The sequence below is a fragment of the Nocardia sp. genome, assembly GCF_025465275.1.
Lineage (GTDB): Bacteria > Actinomycetota > Actinomycetes > Mycobacteriales > Mycobacteriaceae > Nocardia.
Window position 1 is genome coordinate 46,929 of record NZ_JAODNK010000097.1, and the last position, 21,557, is coordinate 68,485.

At 64.0% G+C, this 21,557-nt stretch carries 19 protein-coding genes; 9 read left to right on the forward strand and 10 right to left on the reverse strand.

The features are described from left to right. Positions 1-65 precede the first annotated feature (65 nt). The 5 genes from JWN03_RS23115 to JWN03_RS23135 all read right to left on the reverse strand — a co-directional run bounded on the left by JWN03_RS23115 (position 66) and on the right by JWN03_RS23135 (position 6,246). Complete coding sequence (locus tag JWN03_RS23115) at positions 66-1,676, reverse strand: GMC oxidoreductase (RefSeq protein ID WP_297618691.1); 1,611 nt, start codon at positions 1,674-1,676, stop codon at positions 66-68. Positions 1,677-1,851: 175 nt separating this feature from the next. Further along, positions 1,852-2,949, reverse strand: a complete 1,098-nt coding sequence (locus JWN03_RS23120) for a PucR family transcriptional regulator (protein WP_297618694.1) — start codon at positions 2,947-2,949, stop codon at positions 1,852-1,854. Between the two features lie 16 nt (positions 2,950-2,965). Next, complete coding sequence (locus tag JWN03_RS23125; protein WP_297618697.1) at positions 2,966-4,201, reverse strand: amidohydrolase family protein; 1,236 nt, start codon at positions 4,199-4,201, stop codon at positions 2,966-2,968. Between the two features lie 78 nt (positions 4,202-4,279). After that, entirely contained in the window at positions 4,280-5,470 is a 1,191-nt protein-coding gene (locus JWN03_RS23130; protein ID WP_297618700.1) for a CaiB/BaiF CoA transferase family protein, read from the reverse strand. A gap of 8 nt (positions 5,471-5,478) precedes the next feature. Continuing rightward, positions 5,479-6,246 carry an SDR family NAD(P)-dependent oxidoreductase gene (locus JWN03_RS23135; RefSeq protein WP_297618703.1) on the reverse strand — a complete coding sequence of 256 codons (768 nt, stop codon included), beginning with the start codon at positions 6,244-6,246 and terminating at the stop codon, positions 5,479-5,481. A 110-nt stretch (positions 6,247-6,356) separates the two neighbouring features. On the opposite strand from JWN03_RS23135, the gene JWN03_RS23140 reads away from it, so the two are divergent. Further along, on the forward strand, positions 6,357-7,571 hold the full coding sequence (locus JWN03_RS23140; RefSeq protein WP_297618706.1) for an acetyl-CoA C-acetyltransferase: 1,215 nt from the start codon (positions 6,357-6,359) through the stop codon (positions 7,569-7,571). A gap of 50 nt (positions 7,572-7,621) precedes the next feature. Here JWN03_RS23140 and JWN03_RS23145 read toward each other — a convergent pair whose 3' ends face one another. Continuing rightward, the gene (locus tag JWN03_RS23145) at positions 7,622-8,041 is read right to left on the reverse strand and encodes a nuclear transport factor 2 family protein (protein ID WP_297618709.1); all 420 of its coding nucleotides are present in this window, start codon (positions 8,039-8,041) and stop codon (positions 7,622-7,624) included. Positions 8,042-8,097: 56 nt separating this feature from the next. Between JWN03_RS23145 and JWN03_RS23150 the strand changes: the two genes are divergently transcribed. Continuing rightward, positions 8,098-9,765, forward strand: coding sequence for a FadD3 family acyl-CoA ligase (locus JWN03_RS23150; RefSeq protein ID WP_297618712.1), 1,668 nt, complete (start codon positions 8,098-8,100; stop codon positions 9,763-9,765). Between the two features lie 2 nt (positions 9,766-9,767). Next, a complete protein-coding gene (locus JWN03_RS23155) occupies positions 9,768-10,583 on the forward strand; it encodes an enoyl-CoA hydratase/isomerase family protein (RefSeq protein ID WP_297618715.1) in 816 nt (271 codons plus the stop codon). Here the strand turns inward: JWN03_RS23155 and JWN03_RS23160 are convergent. Then, a complete protein-coding gene (locus JWN03_RS23160) occupies positions 10,580-11,335 on the reverse strand; it encodes a GntR family transcriptional regulator (RefSeq protein ID WP_297618718.1) in 756 nt (251 codons plus the stop codon). The genes JWN03_RS23155 and JWN03_RS23160 overlap by 4 nt on opposite strands. 145 nt (positions 11,336-11,480) lie before the next feature. Here JWN03_RS23160 and JWN03_RS23165 point away from each other — a divergent pair, with 145 nt between their 5' ends. The 6 genes from JWN03_RS23165 (at position 11,481) to JWN03_RS23190 (ending at position 16,295) form a co-directional block, all read left to right on the forward strand. Then, positions 11,481-12,365: an SDR family oxidoreductase gene (locus tag JWN03_RS23165; protein WP_297618799.1), complete on the forward strand. Its 885-nt coding sequence runs from the start codon at positions 11,481-11,483 to the stop codon at positions 12,363-12,365. Further along, positions 12,362-13,114 carry an SDR family oxidoreductase gene (locus JWN03_RS23170; RefSeq protein ID WP_297618721.1) on the forward strand — a complete coding sequence of 251 codons (753 nt, stop codon included), beginning with the start codon at positions 12,362-12,364 and terminating at the stop codon, positions 13,112-13,114. Before JWN03_RS23165 ends, JWN03_RS23170 begins: the two co-directional genes overlap by 4 nt. Next, positions 13,089-13,991 (forward strand): enoyl-CoA hydratase-related protein, encoded by a 903-nt coding sequence (locus JWN03_RS23175; protein WP_297618724.1) that lies wholly within the window; start codon positions 13,089-13,091, stop codon positions 13,989-13,991. Before JWN03_RS23170 ends, JWN03_RS23175 begins: the two co-directional genes overlap by 26 nt. Before the next feature lie 172 nt (positions 13,992-14,163). Next, entirely contained in the window at positions 14,164-15,327 is a 1,164-nt protein-coding gene (locus tag JWN03_RS23180; RefSeq protein WP_297618726.1) for an MBL fold metallo-hydrolase, read from the forward strand. 72 nt (positions 15,328-15,399) lie between these two features. Next, positions 15,400-15,855, forward strand: a complete 456-nt coding sequence (locus JWN03_RS23185) for a MarR family winged helix-turn-helix transcriptional regulator (RefSeq protein ID WP_297618729.1) — start codon at positions 15,400-15,402, stop codon at positions 15,853-15,855. A 2-nt stretch (positions 15,856-15,857) separates the two neighbouring features. After that, the gene (locus JWN03_RS23190) at positions 15,858-16,295 is read left to right on the forward strand and encodes a MarR family winged helix-turn-helix transcriptional regulator (RefSeq protein WP_297618802.1); all 438 of its coding nucleotides are present in this window, start codon (positions 15,858-15,860) and stop codon (positions 16,293-16,295) included. 122 nt (positions 16,296-16,417) lie between these two features. Here JWN03_RS23190 and JWN03_RS23195 read toward each other — a convergent pair whose 3' ends face one another. From JWN03_RS23195 to JWN03_RS23205, 3 genes are read right to left on the reverse strand one after another with little or no spacing between them, the layout of a single operon-like run. Beyond that, positions 16,418-19,732, reverse strand: a complete 3,315-nt coding sequence (locus JWN03_RS23195; RefSeq protein ID WP_297618732.1) for a 3-carboxy-cis,cis-muconate cycloisomerase family FAD/NAD(P)-binding protein — start codon at positions 19,730-19,732, stop codon at positions 16,418-16,420. A 25-nt stretch (positions 19,733-19,757) separates the two neighbouring features. Next, positions 19,758-20,873, reverse strand: a complete 1,116-nt coding sequence (locus JWN03_RS23200; RefSeq protein ID WP_297618735.1) for an SDR family oxidoreductase — start codon at positions 20,871-20,873, stop codon at positions 19,758-19,760. 3 nt (positions 20,874-20,876) lie between these two features. Then, entirely contained in the window at positions 20,877-21,554 is a 678-nt protein-coding gene (locus JWN03_RS23205) for a carboxymuconolactone decarboxylase family protein (RefSeq protein WP_297618738.1), read from the reverse strand. Between the last annotated feature and the right edge of the window lie 3 nt (positions 21,555-21,557).

The window sequence follows — 21,557 nt, forward strand, 5'->3', positions numbered from 1 at the left end:
CGAGTTCGTTGCCCCGGACCAGAACGGTGCTGGCCCGGGATTTGTTGATATGCAGCACGTGGGGGTCAGAAGACCGAGCCCAGGTCCTTCTTCAGAATGTCGTCCATGCACCGCTCCGCCAGGGCGGCGATCGTGAACGAGGGATTGCACGCACCGGTACTGCCGGGAATCAAGGCACCGTCTACGACGTAGAGGCCATGCTGTTGGAGCACCCGCCCGAAGTTGTCGCACACCGAGCCGAGCGTCGCACCACCTAGGGCATGCCAGGTCAGCGAACCCGTGTCGTTCGTATCGATGACCGCCGCGCCGAGTTTGTTGTTGAAGATCAGATCGACCTTCTCGCGAATCCGCTTGACGAGGGCGGCGTCATAATCGTTGGACCACTGCAACACCGCGTCGTCCTTACCTGAGTCATAGGTGAACACCCCCTTGGGCTTCAGCGAGCCGTAGCCGATAATGCTCGCCATTCCGGCGATGGTCGGCAAAGGCGCTGTGCCATGGACGATGGTGATCGGTCCTTCCTTGTCATCCCAGAACTTCACACCGATATTTGCGGGGCCACCCTGCTGCCCCCAATCCTTACCGAAGGTTTCGTGCACGAGATAGATCCGGTCACCGTTGCTGCCCCAGTTCTTGCCTACGCCGTCGGGCAGGTTGCTAATCAGCTTCTTGGCTTTTGCCTTGACGAGCAGCCGCGTGGTGCCCGCCGATCCTCCGGCCAGGAAGACCGCGTCGGCGACGATCTCCTTGTGTTCGAGAACATTTCCACCGGTATCGATGCGATCCGCTTTGATACTCCACTTTCCAGCAGCGGTGCGGGCAATATCGCGAACGATGTGCAGGGGCGCCACCGTCGCATGCCCGCTGTCCACCGCCGATTTGATCCACGTCACGTCGACACTGCGTTTTCCGCCGTTGTTAACGCCGTAGGTGATATCACTGTTGGTGTATGCCGGTTTCGCTTGACCCCTGAGCTCCATCCGCGCGAATTCCCAGTCAATGGGTAGCGGTATATGAAAGGGCTGAAATCCAGCGTCCTTGATCATGCCCGCGACGACGCGACTGCTCTGATAGGCGTCATTATTCCACAGATCATCCGGAAGCACCGTCGGCTGCAATACCTTCGCGACGCGGGGGTAGAAGATATCGTTCATCGGACCGTAGTCGATACCGGGGATATCTCTGACGAAATTCGCCTCGGTCGGCTGCAGAGTCATGCCGTGGTAGTTGAGCGATCCGCCGCCGACAGCAGCACCACACATGATATCCATGCCGTTGCCCTTGACGCGTTCAATAATTCCCGTGTACTTGTCGAAGAGGGCCGGGACACCGCTCGCGGTTGTATTGTCGAGCCAAGTAGAACGTTTATCCGGATTCAGTGTATGGGAGAAAGTCTCGGCATTAGGACCGGTCTTCCACCATATTCCGCGCTCCAGAACGAGGACGTCGACACCGGCGGCCGCCAGCCGACTCGCCGCGACGCCGCCGCCGAACCCGCTACCGATCACCACGACTCGTCGCCGATCGACCGGTGCTGTGTCGGCACGCACCGGACCAGCCTGGGCGATCAAAGTCAACGACGCCGCAGCAGCAACCGCGCCCCCGAGGAATCCGCGGCGCGATGGAGCGGAAACTTTCGCTTCCTGATCGTCGCCGAATTTCCCAGCCTTGTTCACAGTACTATTTTCCATAGAGACATCCCGTGTGGTTTCGAGCGATCGTACCCGCATTGAAGAAAGGGCACGTCCACACGCGCGCCGTTGCGTCCAGGTACGGCAGTAATTAGGTAGATAGACGAAATATCCACACATTTTCACTGCAGTGCCATAGTAGATGCTATATATCTCTATTTCAAGAGGCGAATGTATTCGTCTCTGCACCGATGTAGGTGCGGGCGATGAGCGCCAAACGCAGGTGAAACAAGCCAGATATCGCCGCAGAATCGATGCCGGTGAGCCGTCCGATCCGCTTTATTCGATAGTCGACGGTATTAGCATGAATGTGCAGCGTATGCGCGGTGCGCTTACGGTTGAAACCGGTTCCGATGTGACATTCCAACGTCTCCAGCAACTCCGGATGAGCGTCGAGGGGATCGAGGATCGACACGAGCGCCTCACGCCCCGGACCGGGGCGGGTGGCCTGGTATTCGAGGACCAGATCGTTGAAGCGGTAGAGGGCCGGCGCACGCTTGAGCCGATGTGCCACGTCCAGCAACTCATGGGCGTGCTTGGCAGCCTCGGGTATCTGAGCGAGGACGGCCGGCACAACGGCCGCGATGATCGGGGCACCCGCAGCCTGCGACAGCCGGTCGACCAGGACTTCGAGATCCGCATCCGCGAATTCCTCGGTCGGGGCGAGCAGCGTCGTATCATCGGCACCCAGGTCGGCCAATACCGTCTCGCTGTATTGGACCGTGAGAAGTGCCTGGATACGCCCCAGCCGTCGATGTGCGGCTGCCGAGCCGTCCACCATCGTAGGCGACTCGCCTGGATTTTCCGGAATCGACAGCGCCACAACCGAATACCGCGAGGCCACATCGATACCGCATTCGCGGGAGAAGAGCGCTGTCGCATGCCCGGCCAGCAGCGCCGAGGTCAGCGCCCGAACGCTGGCCCGGCGGTCCCGGACCGTCACCTGCAGCTCACGCAAATAGGCGCGCGCGATCGCGCCATTGATGATCTCGAGCAGCTCCGTACGGGCCGGAACGCCGGCGATGAGATCATCGTAATCCGCTGCGGTGACGTTGGGCACGACCAGATCTATACCGACATCGATGCCCAAATGGATCACATAGAGGACGGTGTCGATCGGCACGCCTTCCCGGGCACAGTCGAAAGCGGCCGAAGCCAATCGCGCGGTCTTCTCGGGGATGTCCTCGCCGTCCAGCATGGTGACGGCGATCTCCTGGCAGTCCTGCGCAGCCGCGAGGAGGTCACCGTGACGAATCATGAGGGAGAGCAGCCTGTCAGATAGGGAACGAAAGCCCGAGCAGCTTGATCGCGTTTCCCCTGGCGATCTTATTGATTGCGGTCTGTTCCAAATGACCGAACTGCATTGCCGCCGCCTCTCGAGAATGCGGCCAGGTCCCGTCCTGATGCGGATAGTCAGTCTCGAACAGCACGTTGTCCAACCCGACTTTGTCGAGCAGCTCCACACCGACGGAGTCTTTGAAGAAACAGCTCGATATCTGGCGGTAGTAGTAGGTCGAGGGCAGTTCGGGGCAGTTCAGCTGACCGTTCGCCCAGCCTCGGTGGGTCTCCCAAACATCGTCCATGCGCTCCAGCACGTAGGGAATCCACCCGATCTGCGCCTCGGCGTACAGCAGCTTCAAATTCGGGAATCGGTGCAGCACACCGGAAAACAGGAAGTCGGTCATGCTCGCGACACTGTTACCGAAGATGATGGTCGCGCCGACCGCGCCGGGGGCGTCGGCCGATGTCTGGGGCGTTTTGGTGCCGGAGCCGATGTGCATCGACAGGACTGTGCCCGTGTCCTCGCACGCGGCGAAGAACGGATCCCAGTACCCCGAATGCAGACTCGGCAGGTCCAGATATGCCGGCAATTCACTGAAGGCGACGGCTCGGACACCGCGCGCCGCGTTCCGCCGAAGCTCGGCAACAGCCAGATCAACGTCCCACAGCGGTACCAGGCACAGCGGAATCAGCCGACCTTCGCTGGGACCGCACCACTCCTCGACCATCCAATCGTTGTAGGCCTCGACACACAGTTTCGCCAGCTCCCGGTCCTTTCCCCAGAGAAAGATCTGCCCGCAGAAACGCACGTAGTTCGGAAAGCACATCTGCGCCTGCACGCCGTTGCGATCCATATCGAGGAGCCGCTCGGACGGAATCCAACAGCCGGGCCGCATATCCGGATAGTCGATTCCTTCATTGGTGACTTCATCGGCAGGAACACCCGCTGCGGCGATGTACCGCTTGATCTGGGTGCGGCTGTTTTCATAGACCCACCAGGCCACATCGGGGCCTTCGGTGCCCGGCACCTCGACATACCTGCCGTCGACCAGGGTGACTTCACCGCCGGGCGCCCGCTCGATCCTCGGCCCGATATCGCGCAGCCGAGCAGGGAGTCGTTTGCTCCACAGATCCGGCGGCTCGACGACGTGGGCATCGACGTCGATCAACGGCGGGATCAATGCCAACCGCTCTTCGAGCGCATCGGCCCGAGCAAGGTTCTCCGTCATCTCTAGCCTCCAGGGTCATAAAACATCTTTGATATAGTATACAGTTTGAGTCTAATCGGTACCCCCGACGGATACCCATCATTCAGCCGCGCCGGCCACCCCTGCGGCCTCCATTGCTTCGATCTCCTCCGTGCCGAAACCCAGTTCGCGCAGCACGGCCGTCGTGTGCTCACCGAGGGCAGGGACCGGGTCCAGCCGCCAGTCCCAGCCCAGCACCTCGGGCGGGGGAAGCAGTCCGAGAACAGCACCGACGGGAGAGGCGATCTCTTCCCAGCGCCCCCGCTCCACCAACTGTGGATGGTCGAGTACATCGGTCGGCGAGTTCAGTCGAGCGTGGCCGATCCCGGCCGCGTCTGCGGCCTTCCGGCAGGAGTCCAATGCCCGCTCGCCGACCCACGCACCGATGACGGCATCGAGTTCGGCGCGCCGTTTCACCCGGTCTGCGTTGGACGCGAACCGCGGATCCTCCGCAAGATCGGGACGCCGCAACACATCCAGAGCGAGCCGCCGCCACTCTCGATCGTTCGTCGTACCCAAGACGAGGACCTGACCGTCGCTGGTCCGATACGCCCCGTACGGTGACACCATCGGCGAGCTGAGTCCGTTCGGCTGGACATCGGCGCCCCCGTAACGGGCCTGATTCAACGCGAAGCCCATCCACTCGGCCACGACATCGAACAGGCCCACGGAGATCTCCGCGCCCTCGCCGGTGCGCTCTCGGACAAACAGGGCGGTCAGCACGCTCGACAACGCATACATACCCGCACCGATATCGGCGATGGGTATACCCGGTTTAGCCGGTTGTTCGGGAGTGCCGGTGATAGCGCACGACCCGGCCTCCGCTTGAACGAGCAGATCATAGGCCCGCGCGTCGGAGTAGGGCCCGCCGCGGCCGAATCCGGAGATATCCACGGTGATTAAGCGCGGATTCACGGCTCGCAACTCCGCCATATCCACTCCGATTCGACCGGCGGCGCCTGGAGCAAGATTCTGAACCAAGATGTCGGCCCGGTCGATCAGCCGGGCCAGCACCTCCTGGCCACGCGGCTGCTTCAGGTCCAGCGCGACCGACTCCTTGTTCCGGTTGGCCCAGACGAAGTGGGCGCCCATTCCGCGTACGACGTCGTCGTAGTCTCGAGCGAAGTCGCCACCGATTCGGTTCTCCACCTTGATGACCCGAGCGCCGAGATCACCCAGATGCCGAGTACAGATCGGCGCGGACACGGCCTGTTCGATCGCGACGACGACAAGTCCCGACAAAGGTTGCATCAGCGGCCCTATCGCGGAGCGAAGCGTTGGCCGCCATCGAGCCTGATGGTTTGGCCGTTGAGCATCGGATTGCGGACGATGGCCTCGACCAGCCAGGCGTATTCCTGTGGTCTTCCGGCGCGCTTCGGAAACGCGGCGTCCTTGGTCAGAGTGGAGATGAGTTCATCCGAGGCCGCTTCCAGCAATCCGGTAGCGAAGAGACTGGGCGCAATGGCCAGCACCCGAATACCCAAGCCACCGAGGTCCCTCGCCATGGTGAGGCTCATTCCCGCAATACCGGCCTTGGCCGCCGTGTAAGCGACCTGTCCGATCTGTCCTTCGAAGGCGGCGATCGACGAGGTGTTGATGAGGACGCCTCGCTCCCCGTCCTCGTCCGGCTCGTTCTTGCTCATGTGCCAGGCCTGCAACCGGTTGAGGTTGAAAGTTCCGATCAGGTTGAGCTCGATGAGCTTTCGAAACTCGGCCAGCGGTAGCGGCCCGTCCTTGCCGATGATGCGCTTGCTGACCCCGCCGCCCGCAGTGTTCACCGCGACATGCATACCGCCGTGGTCCCGGACGACCGCCTGCAGCGCCTCGTCGGTGCCCGCCTCATCGGTGATGTCGCACGGGTGGAAGGTGGCGCCCCCGACCAAGGAATCCGTCACCTCTTTACCTTGACTGCCCGGCAGATCCAGGATGGCCACTGTGGCTCCTCGGTCGGCCAACAATTCGGCCGTGGCCCGGCCCATGCCTGAACCGCCGCCTACGACCACGGCAATCTTGTTGCTTACATCCATTCCGCCGAAACCTTCCACCTCTACGCGGCCCAGGCCAGCCGATCGCCCGCCCAATATATAATGTATATTCCCTTCTGCCAAGAGTCCGAGACCAACCGGGAGTCCAGCCCATGCGTGAAGCCGTTATTTGTGAGCCGATTCGGACACCGGTGGGTGGTTACGGTGGCGCCCTGCGGGACGTGACTCCCCCAGATCTCGCCGCTACCGTCCTCCGCGAATTAGCCAAAAGGACCGGGATCTCCTCAGCGGACATCAACGAAGTCCTACTGGGACAGTGTTATCCAAACTCCGATGCCCCGGCCATCGGCCGCGTCGCGGCGCTCGACGCGGGATTCGACGTCAGCGTCGCCGGTATGCAGATGGATCGTCGATGCGGTTCGGGCCTGCAAGCCGTACTGAACGCTGCGATGCAAATCCAGACCGGCGTCAGTGATCTGATCATCGCCGGCGGGGTGGAGAGCATGAGCTCGGCACCGCTCTACTCCACGAGTATGCGCTGGGGTGTTCGAGGCGGCGGCGTCACTCTCCACGACGCGTTGGCACAGGGACGAGTTACAGCCGGCGGCCGTCACCATCCGGTGCCCGGCGGAATGCTCGAAACCGCCGAGAATTTGCGCGCCGCGTACGGGATCTCACGGTTGGCGCAAGATGAACTGGCATTGCGATCCCACCAGCGCGCTACCGCAGCCCAGCAGGCGGGCGTATTCGACGAGGAGATCGTTCCAGTTACTGTTCGAACGCGGCGAGGGGAGGTAGTGGTTAAGTCCGACGAGCATCCTCGAGCCGACAGCTCCCTGGACGCATTGGTCAGGCTTCGCCCGATCCTTGTCGACACGGACCCGGATGCGACCGTTACCGCAGGCAACGCAAGTGGCCAAAACGACGGCGCCGCAGCCTGTATCGTGACACACCCGGCGAGGGCCGAACAGCTCGGCCTGCGACCGATTGCGCGGCTGGTTTCCTGGGCGGTGGCCGGCGTACCCCCGCGCACCATGGGTATCGGCCCGGTACCATCCACGGCAGCGGCTCTCGACCGCGCCGGGCTGAAACTTGCCGATATCGATCTGATCGAGATCAATGAAGCATTTGCCGCCCAGGTCCTCGCGTGCACGACCGAGTGGGGCTTGTCCGATACGGACTGGGAACGGATCAATGTGCACGGATCCGGCATTTCCCTGGGGCACCCGGTCGGCGCAACGGGCTGCCGGATCCTGACCACACTCCTGCGTGAGCTCGATCGCCGAAGCGGCAGGTACGGGCTGGAAACGATGTGCATCGGCGGTGGGCAGGGACTGACCGCGGTATTCGAACACCTACCGGCATAGCGGGATTCCTACGCCCGGCCCCTCCCCCGCGCAACCGCGCATGGAGGGGATCAGCCGGGGGTGATCAGCCTGCGGCTCAGCCGCCAACCGTCCGCAGTCCGGAGGAACGAGTCACGGTATTTGCCCATCGAGCGCAATTCCGGCTCGACGTCTGTGTTGCCGTAGAAGAGCCAGTAAGACTCCGCGGCAGCGTGATCCCCCTCGACCTGGACTGCCACGGTGGTGATTACGTGCCGAGTTCCGCTTCCGGGCCCGGTCGTCCCGGCATTCCTCCTCGATACCGCCGCGGCGAGGATCTCGCCCCGCCCTCGGCGCACCGCGGCCCCCGGCATCTCCCACAGAGCATCGACCGTGAATCGCGACCCGTAGAGCTCGAGCGGACCGTCATCGGAATGGTGCGCAATCTGTGCGACGACGTTCCGAATCTCCAACTCGTCCGCAATCCGCCGGGTGTTGTCCAAGTCAGGCACGCGATCTCTCCTGGGGGCCGTAGACTTTCAGGTCGTTAGTACTATATATATAATATATGCAAGATGAGACAGGGCTACTTCCCTCCGGAGAGGCCGCGGACCCCCGCGGAGACCTGCGCTGGGGCACTATCGGCGGAATGCTCACCGATGTCGCGCTTCGACTGACAGACGGCGAGGCAATCGTGGACGGCGACGTCCGACTGAGCTATGCCGAACTCGATTCCCTCGTGTGGCGAGCCACCCGCGCCTTCCTTGCCCTCGGCGTCGAAAAGGGTGATCGGGTGGCGATCTGGGCGCCGAATTCCTGGCACTGGGTTGTCGCCGCGCTGGGCATTCAACGTGCCGGTGGGGTGCTCGTCCCCCTGAATACGCGCTTCCTCGCCGAGGAGGCAACGTACATTCTGCGCAAGAGCGAAGCGCGGATCCTTTGCGTGGTAGGCGAATTCCTCGGGCGGGACTATCCGCTCTTCCTGCGGACCGCTGCGGGCGCCCTCGGCAAGAACCACCCCTACGCGCTGCTACCGCAACTGGAACACGCGGTCGCCTTCGACTCCGAGCCGCGCCGCGGCGTGCACACCTGGAATGAGTTCCTCGCGTCCGGCGATGCGATTACCCCGGCCGACGCGGAGCGGCGAGCGGCCGAGGTCGGTCCGGAGGATCTCTCGGACATGCTGTTCACCTCGGGCACAACGGGAAAGCCGAAGGGCGCCATGTGCACTCATCAGCAGACGCTGCGCGCCTACACCGTGTGGTCGGAGATGGTCGGATTGCGGGAGCAAGACCGATACCTGGTCGTCAATCCGTTCTTTCATGGATTCGGATATAAGGCAGGCTGGCTGGCCTCCCTCATTTCCGGCGCGACAATCCTGCCCGAGAAGACGCTCGATGTAGCGCACGTACTGGATATGGTCCGCCGGGAACGCGTCACCGTTCTTCCCGGAACCCCGACGCTGTACCAAACCATGCTCGAGCATCCGGATTTCACCACCGATGGTGTATCCAGCCTGCGCCTGGCGGTGACGGGCGCCGCCAGCGTTCCGCCGAATCTGCTCTATCGCATCAAGGAGAGCCTCGGCTTTTCGCACATCGTCACCGGTTACGGCCTGACCGAGTCCTGCGCGATCGTCTCCATGTGCCGGCATGACGACCCGCTGGAGACGGTCGCCACGACTTGCGGGCGTCCACTACCGCATCTTTCCGTCATAGCGGCAGACTCGGAAGGCAAGCCGCTTCCGCCGGGCGATCAGGGCGAGATCCTGGTGCGCGGTTATACCGTCATGAAGGGCTACTTCGGGGAAGACGCCGAGACAGCGGCCACCATCGACAAGAACGGCTGGCTACACACCGGCGACATCGGCACGATCGACGAGAACGGGCGCATCAGAATCACCGACCGCATCAAGGATATGTACATCGTCGGTGGATTCAACGCCTACCCGGCGGAGATCGAGAAGATCCTGGACAGCCATCCCGCCGTCGCGCAGTCCGCGGTGATCGGCATTCCCGACGAACGGATGGGGGAAGTCGGCGCCGCATTCATTGTCCTCAGGCGAGGTTCCGAACTCGGCGAAGAAGAGTTGATCGCTTGGGCGCGGCAGAAGATGGCCAATTACAAGGTGCCCCGCATGGTCTATATCAGGACCGAACTGCCAACCAATGCGGCCGGCAAGGTGGTCAAAGGTGTTCTGCGCGAGCAGGCCCGCGAGTTGAGCCCAGGAGTGTGACGATGAATCGGTACGAATCGGTGGACGGTCTCGACGTCACCGTCGATAGCAACGTGCTGCGGCTGACCCTCAACGACCCGGAGCGGCGCAATGCGCTGACCGACACCTCGGTCGCCGGGTTCATCCGATCGCTCGAGACAGCAGCGACCGATGACAGCTTGCGCGCCATTCTGCTGACGAGCACGGGCAAAGACTTTTGCAGTGGTTTCGATATCGTCGCGCGCAACGCGCGCGCCGAGACCGACGAGCGGCCCCGCACGGGCAGTATTCAGCGTCGGCTGCCGACGCAGGCGAACCGGCTCATCCCCTTGCTCCTGGAGATTCAGCTTCCTGTGGTCTGCGCCATTCGGGGATGGGCCGTGGGCATCGGCGCACAACTGGCGCTGGCCGCCGATTTCACTGTCGCCGCGGTCGATTCGGTCTTCTGGTACCCGTTCCTACGCCGCGGATTCACACCCGACTCCGCGAGCACGTGGCTACTCCCCCGGACCGTAGGAATGGCCCGGGCCCGCGAACTGCTCATGCTCGACCGAAAGTTTTCCGGCATCGAGGCGGTCGAATGGGGAATCGCCCACACCACAGCCGAATCCGAGAAGGTAGAGGTCGTGGCCGACGATCTGGTAGCTCGCCTCGCCGGCGGACCCACCGTGGCGCTCGGGCTCACGAAGCGGCTACTGAACTCCGCCTCGGAACAAGACCTGTACCAGCACTTGACAACTGAGGCCTACGCGATGGAACTCAGTTCCCGCAGTCCCGATTTCCGTGAGGGCTTACGCGCTTTCATCGACCGTCGCAGCCCTACATTCGAAGGCCGCTAATCGGCGGATTCGCCGATCACTCCGCGTGCGGACAGCAGGGCGACCACCTTTTCGGATTCCTGCTGAAGCATTTTCACGAATTCCAGCTCGGCCGTCTCGCCGTCGTTCGCCTTCAGCGCGCGCATCACCGCACGCAACCCGCGCTTCTGGAGTCGAATGGCGTCGGGAACCTCGGCGAAGTAATTACCGGGCACGATACTGACCGTCATCAGCCGGACTGTGGCGGTGATTCGCCGGGAGGCGGCGAGCACGAACAGCCGATGCAGGAATTCCATATTGAGCTGGCTGAACTCGTCCGCCCCGGTGGCCTCCTGCAGTCTGCGATGCAGCCTGCCCAGCTCCGTGATCTGCTCCGGTGTGCCGCGCTCAGCGGCCCGGCGTGCACCGAAACCGTATATCCGGCCCATCAATTCGTAGTGATCACGCGTCGAATTCTCATCGAGGCCGACCACGAACGCGCCGCGGTGCGGCTCGATCATCACCCAGCCCTCGCGGTCGAGGGCGATTACAGCCTCTCGGACCGGGACACGGCTGACACGCAATTCGGCCGCGATTTCGTCCTGACGGATACGGTCGCCGACCTTGAGTTTGTTCTCGAAGATGAGCTGGCGGATGTATCCGGCAACCTGATGCGCGCTGGTGGGACGGGACAGTCCCCCGGACGAGGCACCACCATCGTCAAAGGGCCGCGGCAGGGCTGAAGCCGAGCTGGTAATGACTGCCTCCTCGGTAGCGGTACTGATCTTATCCAAAACAAAGTATATACACATACAGTTGACCGTTTGTTACCTGCACGAAAACTGCGCCACGTGCACACCCCTTGCAGGATGAATGTATAAAGTATATAACAGCAATGGTCAATGGCGCGCCACGCGCCACCACTGATCACAAGGAGGACTGGTGGGATCGGCTTTACGCGGGCGCACCATCGTCATGTCGGGCGGAAGTCGCGGTATCGGGTTGGCCATTCTGGTGGCGGCCGCGCGCGAGGGCGCCAACGCGGTACTGCTGGCGAAGACCGATACGCCGGATGCTCGATTGCCGGGCACGGTACATACAGCCGTATCCGCGATAGCGGCCGCGGGTGGTCACGCGGTAGGCGTGATCGGGGACGTCCGCGACGAAGCGGATGTCGAGCGGGCGGTCGCCACCGCCGTGGAGCGGTTCGGTGGCGTCGATATCTGCATCAACAACGCCGGGGCGATCAACAAGGCAGGCACGCTCGAATTGCCACTCAAACGGTTCGATCTGATGCAGCAGGTCAATGTCCGAGGGACCTACCTCCTCACCCGGGCATGTCTCCCCCATCTGCGGCAGTCGGATCATGCGCATGTACTCAGCCTGTCGCCGCCGCTGAATCTGGCGCCGCACTGGCTCGGCCAATTTCCCGCCTACACCATGTCGAAGTACGCGATGACATTGCTGACCCTCGGGTGGGCGGCGGAATTCGCGGCCAACAAGATCGCCTCCGACTGCCTGTGGCCGCAAACCCGGATCGCGACCGCGGTCATCGGAATGCTGGGTGGCCCAGACGCCTTGGCGCGCAGTCGAAGCCCCGAGATCATGGCGGACGCGGCGGTTCACCTGCTCGCGCAATCCCCCACTGCCGGAACAGGTCGCACGCTTCTGGACGTCGAAGTGCTCGCCGCGGCCGGAGTAACGGATTTCGCGAAGTATGGCGGCGGCACCGACCCGACCCTCGACTTGTATGTCGACCCGCCCGGGGAAAGCCTCTCGGGCACAACTGATATCGATACGGAACGAAAGTGGATCGAACGATGACCAAACGTACTGCGATCGTCACCGGCGGCGCCCGTGGCATCGGCGCGGCCGTTGCCTACCGACTCGCCGCGGATGGGATGTCCGTGGCGGTGCTCGACCTGGACGAGGCCGGCGCGAAAAACACCGCGGAAGCAATCCGTGCCGACGGCGGCCGGGCCGCCGCGATCACGGCGGACGTGACCGACGCCGCCTCGGTGGAACTTGCCGTCGGGCGGGTGGCGCAAGAGTTGGGCCCACCGACCGTTGTTGTCAACAACGCGGGCGTGACCCGGGACAACCTGTTGTTCAAGATGACCGAAGAGGACTGGGACACAGTGCTTGCCGTGCACCTGCGCGGCGCCTTCCTGGTGACCCGGACAGCGCAGAAGTACATGGTCGAAGCCAAGTTCGGCCGGATTGTCAGCATCTCTTCGACGTCCGCGCTGGGCAACCGCGGCCAGGCGAACTATTCCGCCGCCAAGGCCGGGATCCAGGGGCTCACCAAGACACTGGCGCTCGAACTGGGCAAGTTCGGCGTCACCGCAAACTCGATTGCACCGGGTTTCATCGAGACCGAAATGACGAGGGCCACAGCGGAGCGACTGGGAATCGGGTTCGAGGAGTACAAGACCGAGCGTGCCGCGGCAATCCCGGTCGCGCGAGTTGGACGACCGGAGGACATCGCACATTTGGCCTCCTACCTGGTCAGCGACGGGGCGGGTTTTGTTTCGGGTCAGGTGATCTATGCCGCCGGCGGACCCAAGGGCTGACACGGGTGCGCCGGTCGCCGAGCATGTGCTCGCCGAACAGCGCGGTCCGGTCCTTGTCTTGACGCTGAACCGCCCGGACCGCCTCAATGCGCTGACCCCACTGATGGCCGAGCAACTGATGGCCGCATTCGACCGCGCCGACGCCGACGATTCGGTGCGGGTGGTCGTGATCACTGGCAGCGGACGCGGATTCTGCGCCGGTGCGGACCTCGGCTCGGGCCCCGATCGGTTCAACTACGACGATCCGGCCAATCATCGCGACCTCGGTGGTATCGCGTCGCTGCGGATTTTCGAGGCACTCAAGCCGGTCATCGCGGCGTTCAACGGCCCGGCCGTCGGTGCGGGGATCACGATGATGCTTGCAGCGGATATCCGATTGGCTTCCACGACAGCGAAATTCGGTTTCGTTTTCGCGCGCCGTGGAATCGTGCTCGAATCCGCGTCGAGCTGGTTTCTGCCGCGCCTGGTCGGAATCAGTCGGGCCATGGAGTGGGCGAGCACCGGCCGAGTCTTCGGGGCCGACGAGGCGCTCGAGGCCGGGCTCGTGCGCTCGGTGCACGAGCCCGGCGCGCTATTGCCGGCCGCTCTCGACCTGGCCGAGGAGATTGCCGCCAATACGGCACCCGTGTCGGTTGCATTGAACCGGCAGATGCTGTGGCGGATGCTCGGCGCCGACCATCCGATGGCCGCTCATGAACTCGATTCCCGCGCCATGGGTTCGCGGGGGCGGTCAGCTGATGCCAGGGAAGGTATCAGCGCGTTCCTCGAGAAGCGAGCAGCAGCGTTTCCCGATCGAGTTTCGGCCGATTTGCCCGAGTTCTACCCTTGGTGGCCGGAACGTCCGTTCACCCCACTGGGCGCTATCCGAGCTCTTTGACCCCGCGCCGGTAGTGTTCATCGCCACCAACTCCTGCAATGGCGCAGGTACCTGAACTGTTGTATATATTATATATGATTTCAGATTGCTCGAGTTATCGGTCCAGCTCCCGGGGCTGTGCAGCAACAGCCGCGCAACGGGATCTGGCGGTAGTGCGGATCGGTTGCCAACGATGACCTCCGACGCCATCGACATCGACATCGACAAGTCCGCGATCACGGTCACCGGAACCCAGCAACACGAGGCTTGGCGAAGCCGAGCGATGCCGCCGGTCGAGCAGATCGCGGGCGGAATCTGGTCGATCCCGGTGCCCTTCCCGGACAATCCGCTGCGATACACCCTGACCTACCTGGTTCCGGGCAAGCAGGGTGTGGTGGTTGTCGATCCCGGTTGGCAATCCGAGGACGGGTGGCAGGCACTGGTCGACGGGCTCCGGACGGCCGACATCGGGATCGACGACATCGTGGGCATCGTCGCGACACACGTGCATGCCGATCACCACGGGCTGTCCGGACGCCTTCGCGAGGCATCCGGCGCGTGGGTCGCGATGCATCCAGCGGAGCGCGATTCGCTGCCCGCGCGCATCGAGCAGGCGCGGTCCGAACCGGAGGGCTCCCGTGAACGGGTCGCCCGCTTGATGCGCATTGCCGGAACGCCGGAGTCGGCGATCAACACATTTCTCGAGCAATTCGACAAACTCGACGGCCCTAATGTCGCGGAACTGATCGAGCCCGATGTACTGCTGGAGGACGGCGACTCCGTCCCGCTCCCCGGTCGGCAGCTCTTTGCGCTGTGGACGCCCGGACACACTCCGGGACATGTGTGCCTGCGGGAGCCGGATGCGCGCGTGTTGATAACCGGAGACCATATGCTGCCCCGGATCACGCCGAGTGTCGGTCTCGCGCCGGGCGCTATCGGATCACCGTTGCCGCGGTTTCTCAACTCACTCAGCCGAGTCGCACAGTACGACGATCACGAGGCCCTGCCGGCGCACGAGTACCGATTCCGCGGGATTGCGGCCCGCTCGGTGCAGTTGCAAGAACATCATTTTCAACGCTGTCGCGAAATCGCCGCCGCTGTCGACGAACTGGGAACACCGACGATCTGGCAGATCGCGGAACGGATAACGTGGTCGCGCCCGTGGGCCGAGGTCGGTCGAATGCAGGTGGCCGCGCTTGTCGAAACAATGGCCCACACAACGCATCTGGTAGAGGAACGGGAACTCGGGTGGCTATCGCCCGGTGGATTGACCGGCGATGTTCAACCGGCTCGGCTGCGGCGAGTCCGACGAACCGATTCCGAGGAACGGCCGATCGGCGAAGGTCTCCACAGGTAGCCGGCAGCGCCCCGTTGCTCAGCCCGTTCAACTGTCTTATAGTAACCGCTATATCTAATACGGAGTGTGGATGTGTCAGTGTCACCCGATACGGCGCAGGGCTTGATCAAGGAGCTCTACCTGATGGGCCGGGCAATCCGCATCGCACTCCAGCACCCGGAGGAACGGCAGCTGCTGCCCGGGGGCACCGGAATACTGGGCACCCTCGAAGTCAGGGGCCCGTGCCGACAAGTAGATCTGGTCGAGGAGCTGGTCATCGGCCCGTCGGCGCTGAGTAGGCATGTCACGGAATTGGTCAGCGCCGGATACATCCGCCGGCACAGCGATCCCGGCGATCGGCGGGCCAGCCTCATCGTGGTCACCGAAACAGGACGTGAGCTGCTGGGGCGGATTCGACTGTCGAGGTCGCGGCGTCTGCAGTCGGCCCTCGATGCTTGGACCGAGGCCGAGGCCGAACAAGCACGAGTGTTGATCCAGAAGCTCAGAAACTCCTTGGCCGCCCATGCTCACCGCACCAACGGCCGGTGAGCATGGACAAGTCCACTCACCTGATCGAGTTCGAGATGATGCTGCTCGGCCGATCCCGCCTGACCGCGCGTGCTATCCGCGGAGCCGATCGCCTCGATCGCAGCTGGTACGCATTGCTGTATCGGCTCATCATGGGCGGGCCCATGTCCATCGGACAGCTCAGTGACGCAATGGGTTTGGATACCTCGACTGTCAACCGGCAATCCGCAGCAATGCTGCGCGCCGGACTGGTGAACCGGATCCCGGACCCAGCCGGCGCGATCGCGCGCAAATTACGGATCACGGCCGAGGGCGAGCGCCGTTTGGAAGCGGACCGGACGGACAGCGTGCGCGCGCTGGAGGACATCCTGGCGGACTGGTCATCCGAAGATGTGGCAGCATTCGCGGAGTATCTGAAGCGGTTCAACTCCGATATCGAACAGCGGCACGGGCGTCCATAGCCGCGCCCGGGCAGAACTGAAGGGTTTCGGGGTAGCGGACAGTGAATCGCGACCGCATGTCTGTGAAATCCGCGCCGCTCGGCCAGGAGACGGCCAGTGCCTTTGATTCGATCACCTCGTGCCTATAAGCGCCGGAGGATCCGGTCGACCAGGTCGGGTGCGGCGCCGAGATAGTTCTCAGCGCGCAGCAGATCCTCGATCTCCTCGACGGTGAGGTGAGTCGTGATCTGCGCGTCTGAGGCCAGCACCTCGGCGAGGGGCCGATTTTGGGCCTGTGCCTCGCAGCACGCGGTTTGCAGGGTCTTTTTCGCCACCGTTTTGCCTAGGACCGGGGAGAGCCGGGTGGACAATCGTTCGGAGACCAGCTGTCCTCCGGTCATGGCCAGGTTGTCGGTCATCCGGTCGGTGTCGGCGGTCAGGCCGGCGGCCAACTCCGCGGCAGTGTGTGCCGCCCCGCCGACCAGATTCAGGCATTCGCGCAGTGGCTGCCATTCGGCGTGCCATGCACCAGCGGAACGTTCGTCCTCGGCGAGGAGTGCGCCGAACAAGATGGAAACCAGCGCGGGCACCTGCAGTGCGGCGGTCCGGATCAGGGTGCTCAGGACCGGATTATGTTTCTGCGGCATGGCCGACGACTCCCCGCGCCCATCGGCAGCCGGCTCGGCTACTTCGGCGATTTCCGTGCGCGACAGCGTGATGACGTCGACGGCGAACTTCCCGAGCATTCCCGACGTCAGCGCCAGTACCGCTGCCAGATCGGCGATCGGGGTTCGCAGGGTGTGCCACGGCGCCGACGGCACGGCCAGCGAGAGTTCAGCCGCGAATTCGTCGGTGAGCCTGTCCATAATCGCGCCGGGCGGCCGCTGGGCCCGGCCGTCACCGGCGCTTTCCGCGCATTCGACATAGGACGCGAGCGTGCCCGCCGCGCCCCCGAGTTGTACAGGCAGACCAGCCCGGACGCCGACGAGCCGGGCACGGGCATCCAGCAGCCCCTGCATCCAGTTGGCGACTTTCGCACCGAAGGTGGTGGGCACCGCATGCATGGCCAGGGTGCGGGCAGCGACCGGTGTATTCCGATGCCGGCGGGCCAGCCGCGCAAGGGAATCGACGGTCGCGTCGAGATCCTCGGTGATCATCGCCAGCGCGCGGTCGGCGATCAGCATGGTGGCGGTATCGAGGATGTCCTGGCTGGTCGACCCGTAGTGAACGTAGTCGGCGCTGACCGGATCGACCTCGGCCACCGCATCATGCAGCCGTGCCACCAACGCGACCACCGGATTGGCGGCCCGCCGGGACTCGACCGCGAGGGCCCTGGCGTCGAACCGGTGGTCCCGCACCGCGATCGCGATGTGTTCGGTGACGCCCGCGGGAATGAGACCCGCCCTGGCCTGAGCCCGCGACAGTGCCAGCTCGACATCGACCATGGCGTCGATCCAGGCGTCGTCGGACGTGACGGCGGTGATCGGCACGCCCGCGCGGACCGGCGCCAGTAGTCCCCAATCGTTGCTGGCCATAGCGGTACCTTTCTCGGAGAGTTCGGTCCGCGGACTTTCGCCGGCGGACAGGATGGTACGTGCGAGGCAATCGCTGTCGGCCAGCGTCACCGAATTGACGCCGGGTCGTGGTCCCGCCGCGGTCACCCACCGAACCGCCTCGGTCGGAACGCCGAGAGCGTGCCGTCGCGGGTGTGTCCGGCCGGTGCCGTCGATGAGGCGGTGCGAACCCGGGATCACATCCAATCCGCCGGTGGCATACTCGGCGCCGTCGGGATCGGCGAGCGTGAAGCCGCGGACCTCGCTGCGGCGCAAGAGATTACGCAGCAGCGGGTCGGCAGTGCGATGCAGGTGTGGTTCGGGCACCCACGCATCGATCAGGTATCGGGCGGTCACGGTCGAGGAGTCGACAGCCCCCGATTCGGTGACGAAACAACGGGTTTCGGCGTCGACCCGCACCTGCATTCCCGGCCCCACGATCCGCACCGTTCCGGCGCGGATCAGTGCCGCCAACTCGGCAATGCGACGGGCCGGCGGTCCGATGGACAAGAACGCATTCAACGGCGTGTACCAGCCGTCCAGATCGTCGCGGTACGAGCTGCCGGTGATGCCACCGTGGTCGACGACCAGCCGGACCTCGTTACGCAGATCCCGCAGCACATCCAGCGCGGCCTTGACGGGACCGTCGACATTGCCCAGCTGCGCGTGGCGTACGTCGGCAGCCATATGCGCGAGCAGCCAGTCGTGGAACTGCCGCGGGCCGCAATAGTGCCGGCCGCGAGCCGGATCGGCGACGGTGTCCCAGTCCCAGTGTTCGCCGTGCCGCACGCCGAATCGGGCCAGGACCGCACCGGCCTCCCGCTCGGTCGGGGCCTCCAGATAGCTCTGGCGAAACCGGTGCAGTTCCCGGCTGCTCGTTCGATCGCGAATCAGGGCGGCGTAGTAGACCGCCTCGACCTCGCGGGCGATCAGCGGCCACACCATGCCCCGAAACGAAACATCGCCGAATCGGCGTGCCCGGTCGCGCAATTCGGCGATCTTCCCCGAATTCAGGAGCACCGGTTCGTGTCTGCCGTCGATGCCCTTCTGGTTTTCGCCGCGTGCGTGGAACGGGACGCCGCGACGGGACCCGGCGACGACGAGCGGTTCCCGCCCGGACGGCATATAGGTCGGTCCGTCGGCGGTCTCGGTGAATCGTCCGCCACGGCCGACGGTCAGAAGGGCAAGGTGGTCGAAGAACGTCAGGCCGAGTCCGCGAACGATGACCGCTTCGCCGGCGGGGATTCGGTCGAGATCGACGTCGGCGGCATTCCCCGGCGGGAAGTGGGTCAGCCCGACCCGACCGGCATTGTCGGCGAGTTCCGCGGGGCCCGGTTCGCTCAGCGCAAGGTGGCCTTGCGTGAGCACGACGGCGTGCAAACCGTGAATGCGCCGGCCGGAGTCGAGTTCGAGCGCTTGCAGCCCGCCCGGACCGTCCCACATGTCCGTAGCGGTGGCAGTGATCTCCCGCACGCTCACCCGACGGCCGCGGCGACCGCTGATCCTCTCGAATGACCACCTCAGGTAGTGGCCACAGAGAGCCCGGCTGGGATAAGAGTCCGGCCCGAGTCGCGCGGCCTCGGCGAGCATGTCCTCGGGTAGCCCGGCGGAGTTGTCGAAGGCTCGCAGCTCATTCGCCCATTCGTAGAGACTAGGCCCGGCCACCACCGGCCCCTGCATCTGCACCGTCTCATCGGTGAAGATGCTCACCTGCGCTGCAACGGTATTCATCAACAGATGTGCCGGTTGGTCGGTGCGCCACACGGACCCGGTTCCCACCCGTGTGGAGTCGACGAGCGTGATCTCGATATCCCGTGCGGGGTCGAATCGATCGACATTGGCACACAGGCGCTCGAATACACTCAGGCCACGCGGTCCCACCCCGACGATTGCGACATGCAGCATCGTTTTGTCCATCGCGCCGGCGGCCTCAGCCGCGAACCGGGTTCGGCACCCGGACACCGGGTTGCAGACCGGTCTGTAGGTGCCGCAGGTACCACCGGACGTATTGCAAAAGCGTGTCCCTATCGAATTCGTAGCGGAGCACGCCTCCGTATGCCGCTCCCGTCCGTTGCTGGAACTGTTTGGGCCCGGAGAGATAGGAACCGTAGAAAGAAAGCCTGCTGTCGACGAGCGAATCCAGTCGCTCCAATTGCGATGTCGGGCCCACATATGTGGGCTGGCTCAGCCTGAGCTCGTCGAACAAGAGCTCGAAGCACTCGCCGACAGTGGGTGCCAGCTCATTGGTGAGATGGACGACCTGCGCGTCGACGCCGGACAGGGACAGCTCCACCGCTCGACCGACGGCGTAGTCGACGGGGATGAAGTTGAGCGTGCCCTCCGGATCGGCCCGCAGCCGCAGGGAATGCCGTTCCAGCACCGGGTCACCCGCTGCGTGTACCAGGTCAGCGAATCGGGCCAATTCGCGGATGACACCGTACATTCCTGAGAACGCCGTCGCTGCCAGCGTCCGGCTGTGGCCGACCACGATGCTCGGGCGCCAGATTCGATACCGCTGCGCGGTCGCGGCAACCAACTGCTCGGCGTCGACCTTGCTCTGCTCGTAAAGGTTATTGGTGTCGACGGCACCGCCCATGTGATCCTCGGCGATCGGCCCGGTCCTGCGGCCAGCGACGTAGGCCGTGCTCACGTAATGAAACACGCCGGCACCCAATCGTTCCGCCGTTTCCAATACCCGCTGTGTGCCACCGACATTGGTGCCGAAGATTTCTGCGCGGTCCTTATCGTCGAATTTGAGCGAAGCGGCGCAATGCCAGACTTCCTCGATTGTGACGCCGGCTGGAAGTGCAATATCGTCGAGATCACCGGCGGCCACCTGAATTCGGTCGCGGTGGGCCGCTACGAATCCGGGACGGTAGCCGTACGCCGCTGCGGCGTGTTCCAGGGTGCGTTCCAGCCGAATCCACGGCGCCTGTGCGGTTCCGCGTACCAGGCATACGACCGGCCGGTCGGTGCGCTGCAACAGCTCCAATACCAGTGCGCCGCCGACGAAACCGGTTGCGCCGGTGACCAGGTATCCGCTCATCGCTCAGCCCTGTCGCGCAATGTCGGGACCATCGAGCGTGTCCCATGTTGCCTGGAGCATGCCGGCCCGCTGCGCATCGACATGAGTGCTCACAGCCTCGAGCAGCTGCGCGAGTTCGACACGTGTCAGATCTCCGGAGGTCAGTGCTGAGCTCAAGTGCACCTGCAGTGGTCGCCGTGCGCCGACTGCCGCGCAGCACGCCAACGCCACCACCCGCCGTTCTCTCATGCTCAGGCCAGGTCGCTGCCACACATGCCCGAACACGAACCCCAGCACACCGACATGCACGAATGGGGTGTCCCGCCGCGGGATGTCCTTGCGGTTGACCTCGCTGTAGGCGGCCTCGGCCGCCGCATGCCAAGCATCCCAGTCGGCGACAGTCTCCGCGGGCTGCAGCGGCCACGGGCCGCCGTCCCGGTCGGCGCGCGCGGCCTTCCACTGGGTGCGGATCGCCAGCTCGAATTCCGCCCCCTTGGCCCACCCGCAATACACGGCGTACTGCAGGCTGAACTCCAATATGCGTGCCAGATCAATCTCGTTGTCCGAGAGAATAGTTCGCATCGTGCGGTCGAGCGCGTCGTGGTCTTCGGTGACGGCGAGGCAGGCCAGCTCGACCCAACGGCGTTCCTGGCGGGTGAGTTCGCTACCGCGAGCGATCACCTGAGTATGTTGTTCGGTCACGAC

Excerpts from the sequence above, each read along its gene's own strand:
- JWN03_RS23120 (WP_297618694.1), bottom strand. The coding sequence starts at position 2,949 with ATGATTCGTCACGGTGACCTCCTCGCGGCTGCGCAGGACTGCCAGGAG.
- JWN03_RS23125 (WP_297618697.1), bottom strand. The coding sequence starts at position 4,201 with ATGACGGAGAACCTTGCTCGGGCCGATGCGCTCGAAGAGCGGTTGGCA.
- JWN03_RS23130 (WP_297618700.1), bottom strand. The coding sequence starts at position 5,470 with ATGCAACCTTTGTCGGGACTTGTCGTCGTCGCGATCGAACAGGCCGTG.
- JWN03_RS23135 (WP_297618703.1), bottom strand. The coding sequence starts at position 6,246 with ATGGATGTAAGCAACAAGATTGCCGTGGTCGTAGGCGGCGGTTCAGGC.
- JWN03_RS23140 (WP_297618706.1), top strand. The coding sequence starts at position 6,357 with ATGCGTGAAGCCGTTATTTGTGAGCCGATTCGGACACCGGTGGGTGGT.
- JWN03_RS23150 (WP_297618712.1), top strand. The coding sequence starts at position 8,098 with ATGCAAGATGAGACAGGGCTACTTCCCTCCGGAGAGGCCGCGGACCCC.
- JWN03_RS23155 (WP_297618715.1), top strand. The coding sequence starts at position 9,768 with ATGAATCGGTACGAATCGGTGGACGGTCTCGACGTCACCGTCGATAGC.
- JWN03_RS23170 (WP_297618721.1), top strand. The coding sequence starts at position 12,362 with ATGACCAAACGTACTGCGATCGTCACCGGCGGCGCCCGTGGCATCGGC.
- JWN03_RS23175 (WP_297618724.1), top strand. The coding sequence starts at position 13,089 with ATGCCGCCGGCGGACCCAAGGGCTGACACGGGTGCGCCGGTCGCCGAG.
- JWN03_RS23180 (WP_297618726.1), top strand. The coding sequence starts at position 14,164 with ATGACCTCCGACGCCATCGACATCGACATCGACAAGTCCGCGATCACG.
- JWN03_RS23190 (WP_297618802.1), top strand. The coding sequence starts at position 15,858 with ATGGACAAGTCCACTCACCTGATCGAGTTCGAGATGATGCTGCTCGGC.
- JWN03_RS23195 (WP_297618732.1), bottom strand. The coding sequence starts at position 19,732 with ATGCTGCATGTCGCAATCGTCGGGGTGGGACCGCGTGGCCTGAGTGTA.
- JWN03_RS23200 (WP_297618735.1), bottom strand. The coding sequence starts at position 20,873 with ATGAGCGGATACCTGGTCACCGGCGCAACCGGTTTCGTCGGCGGCGCA.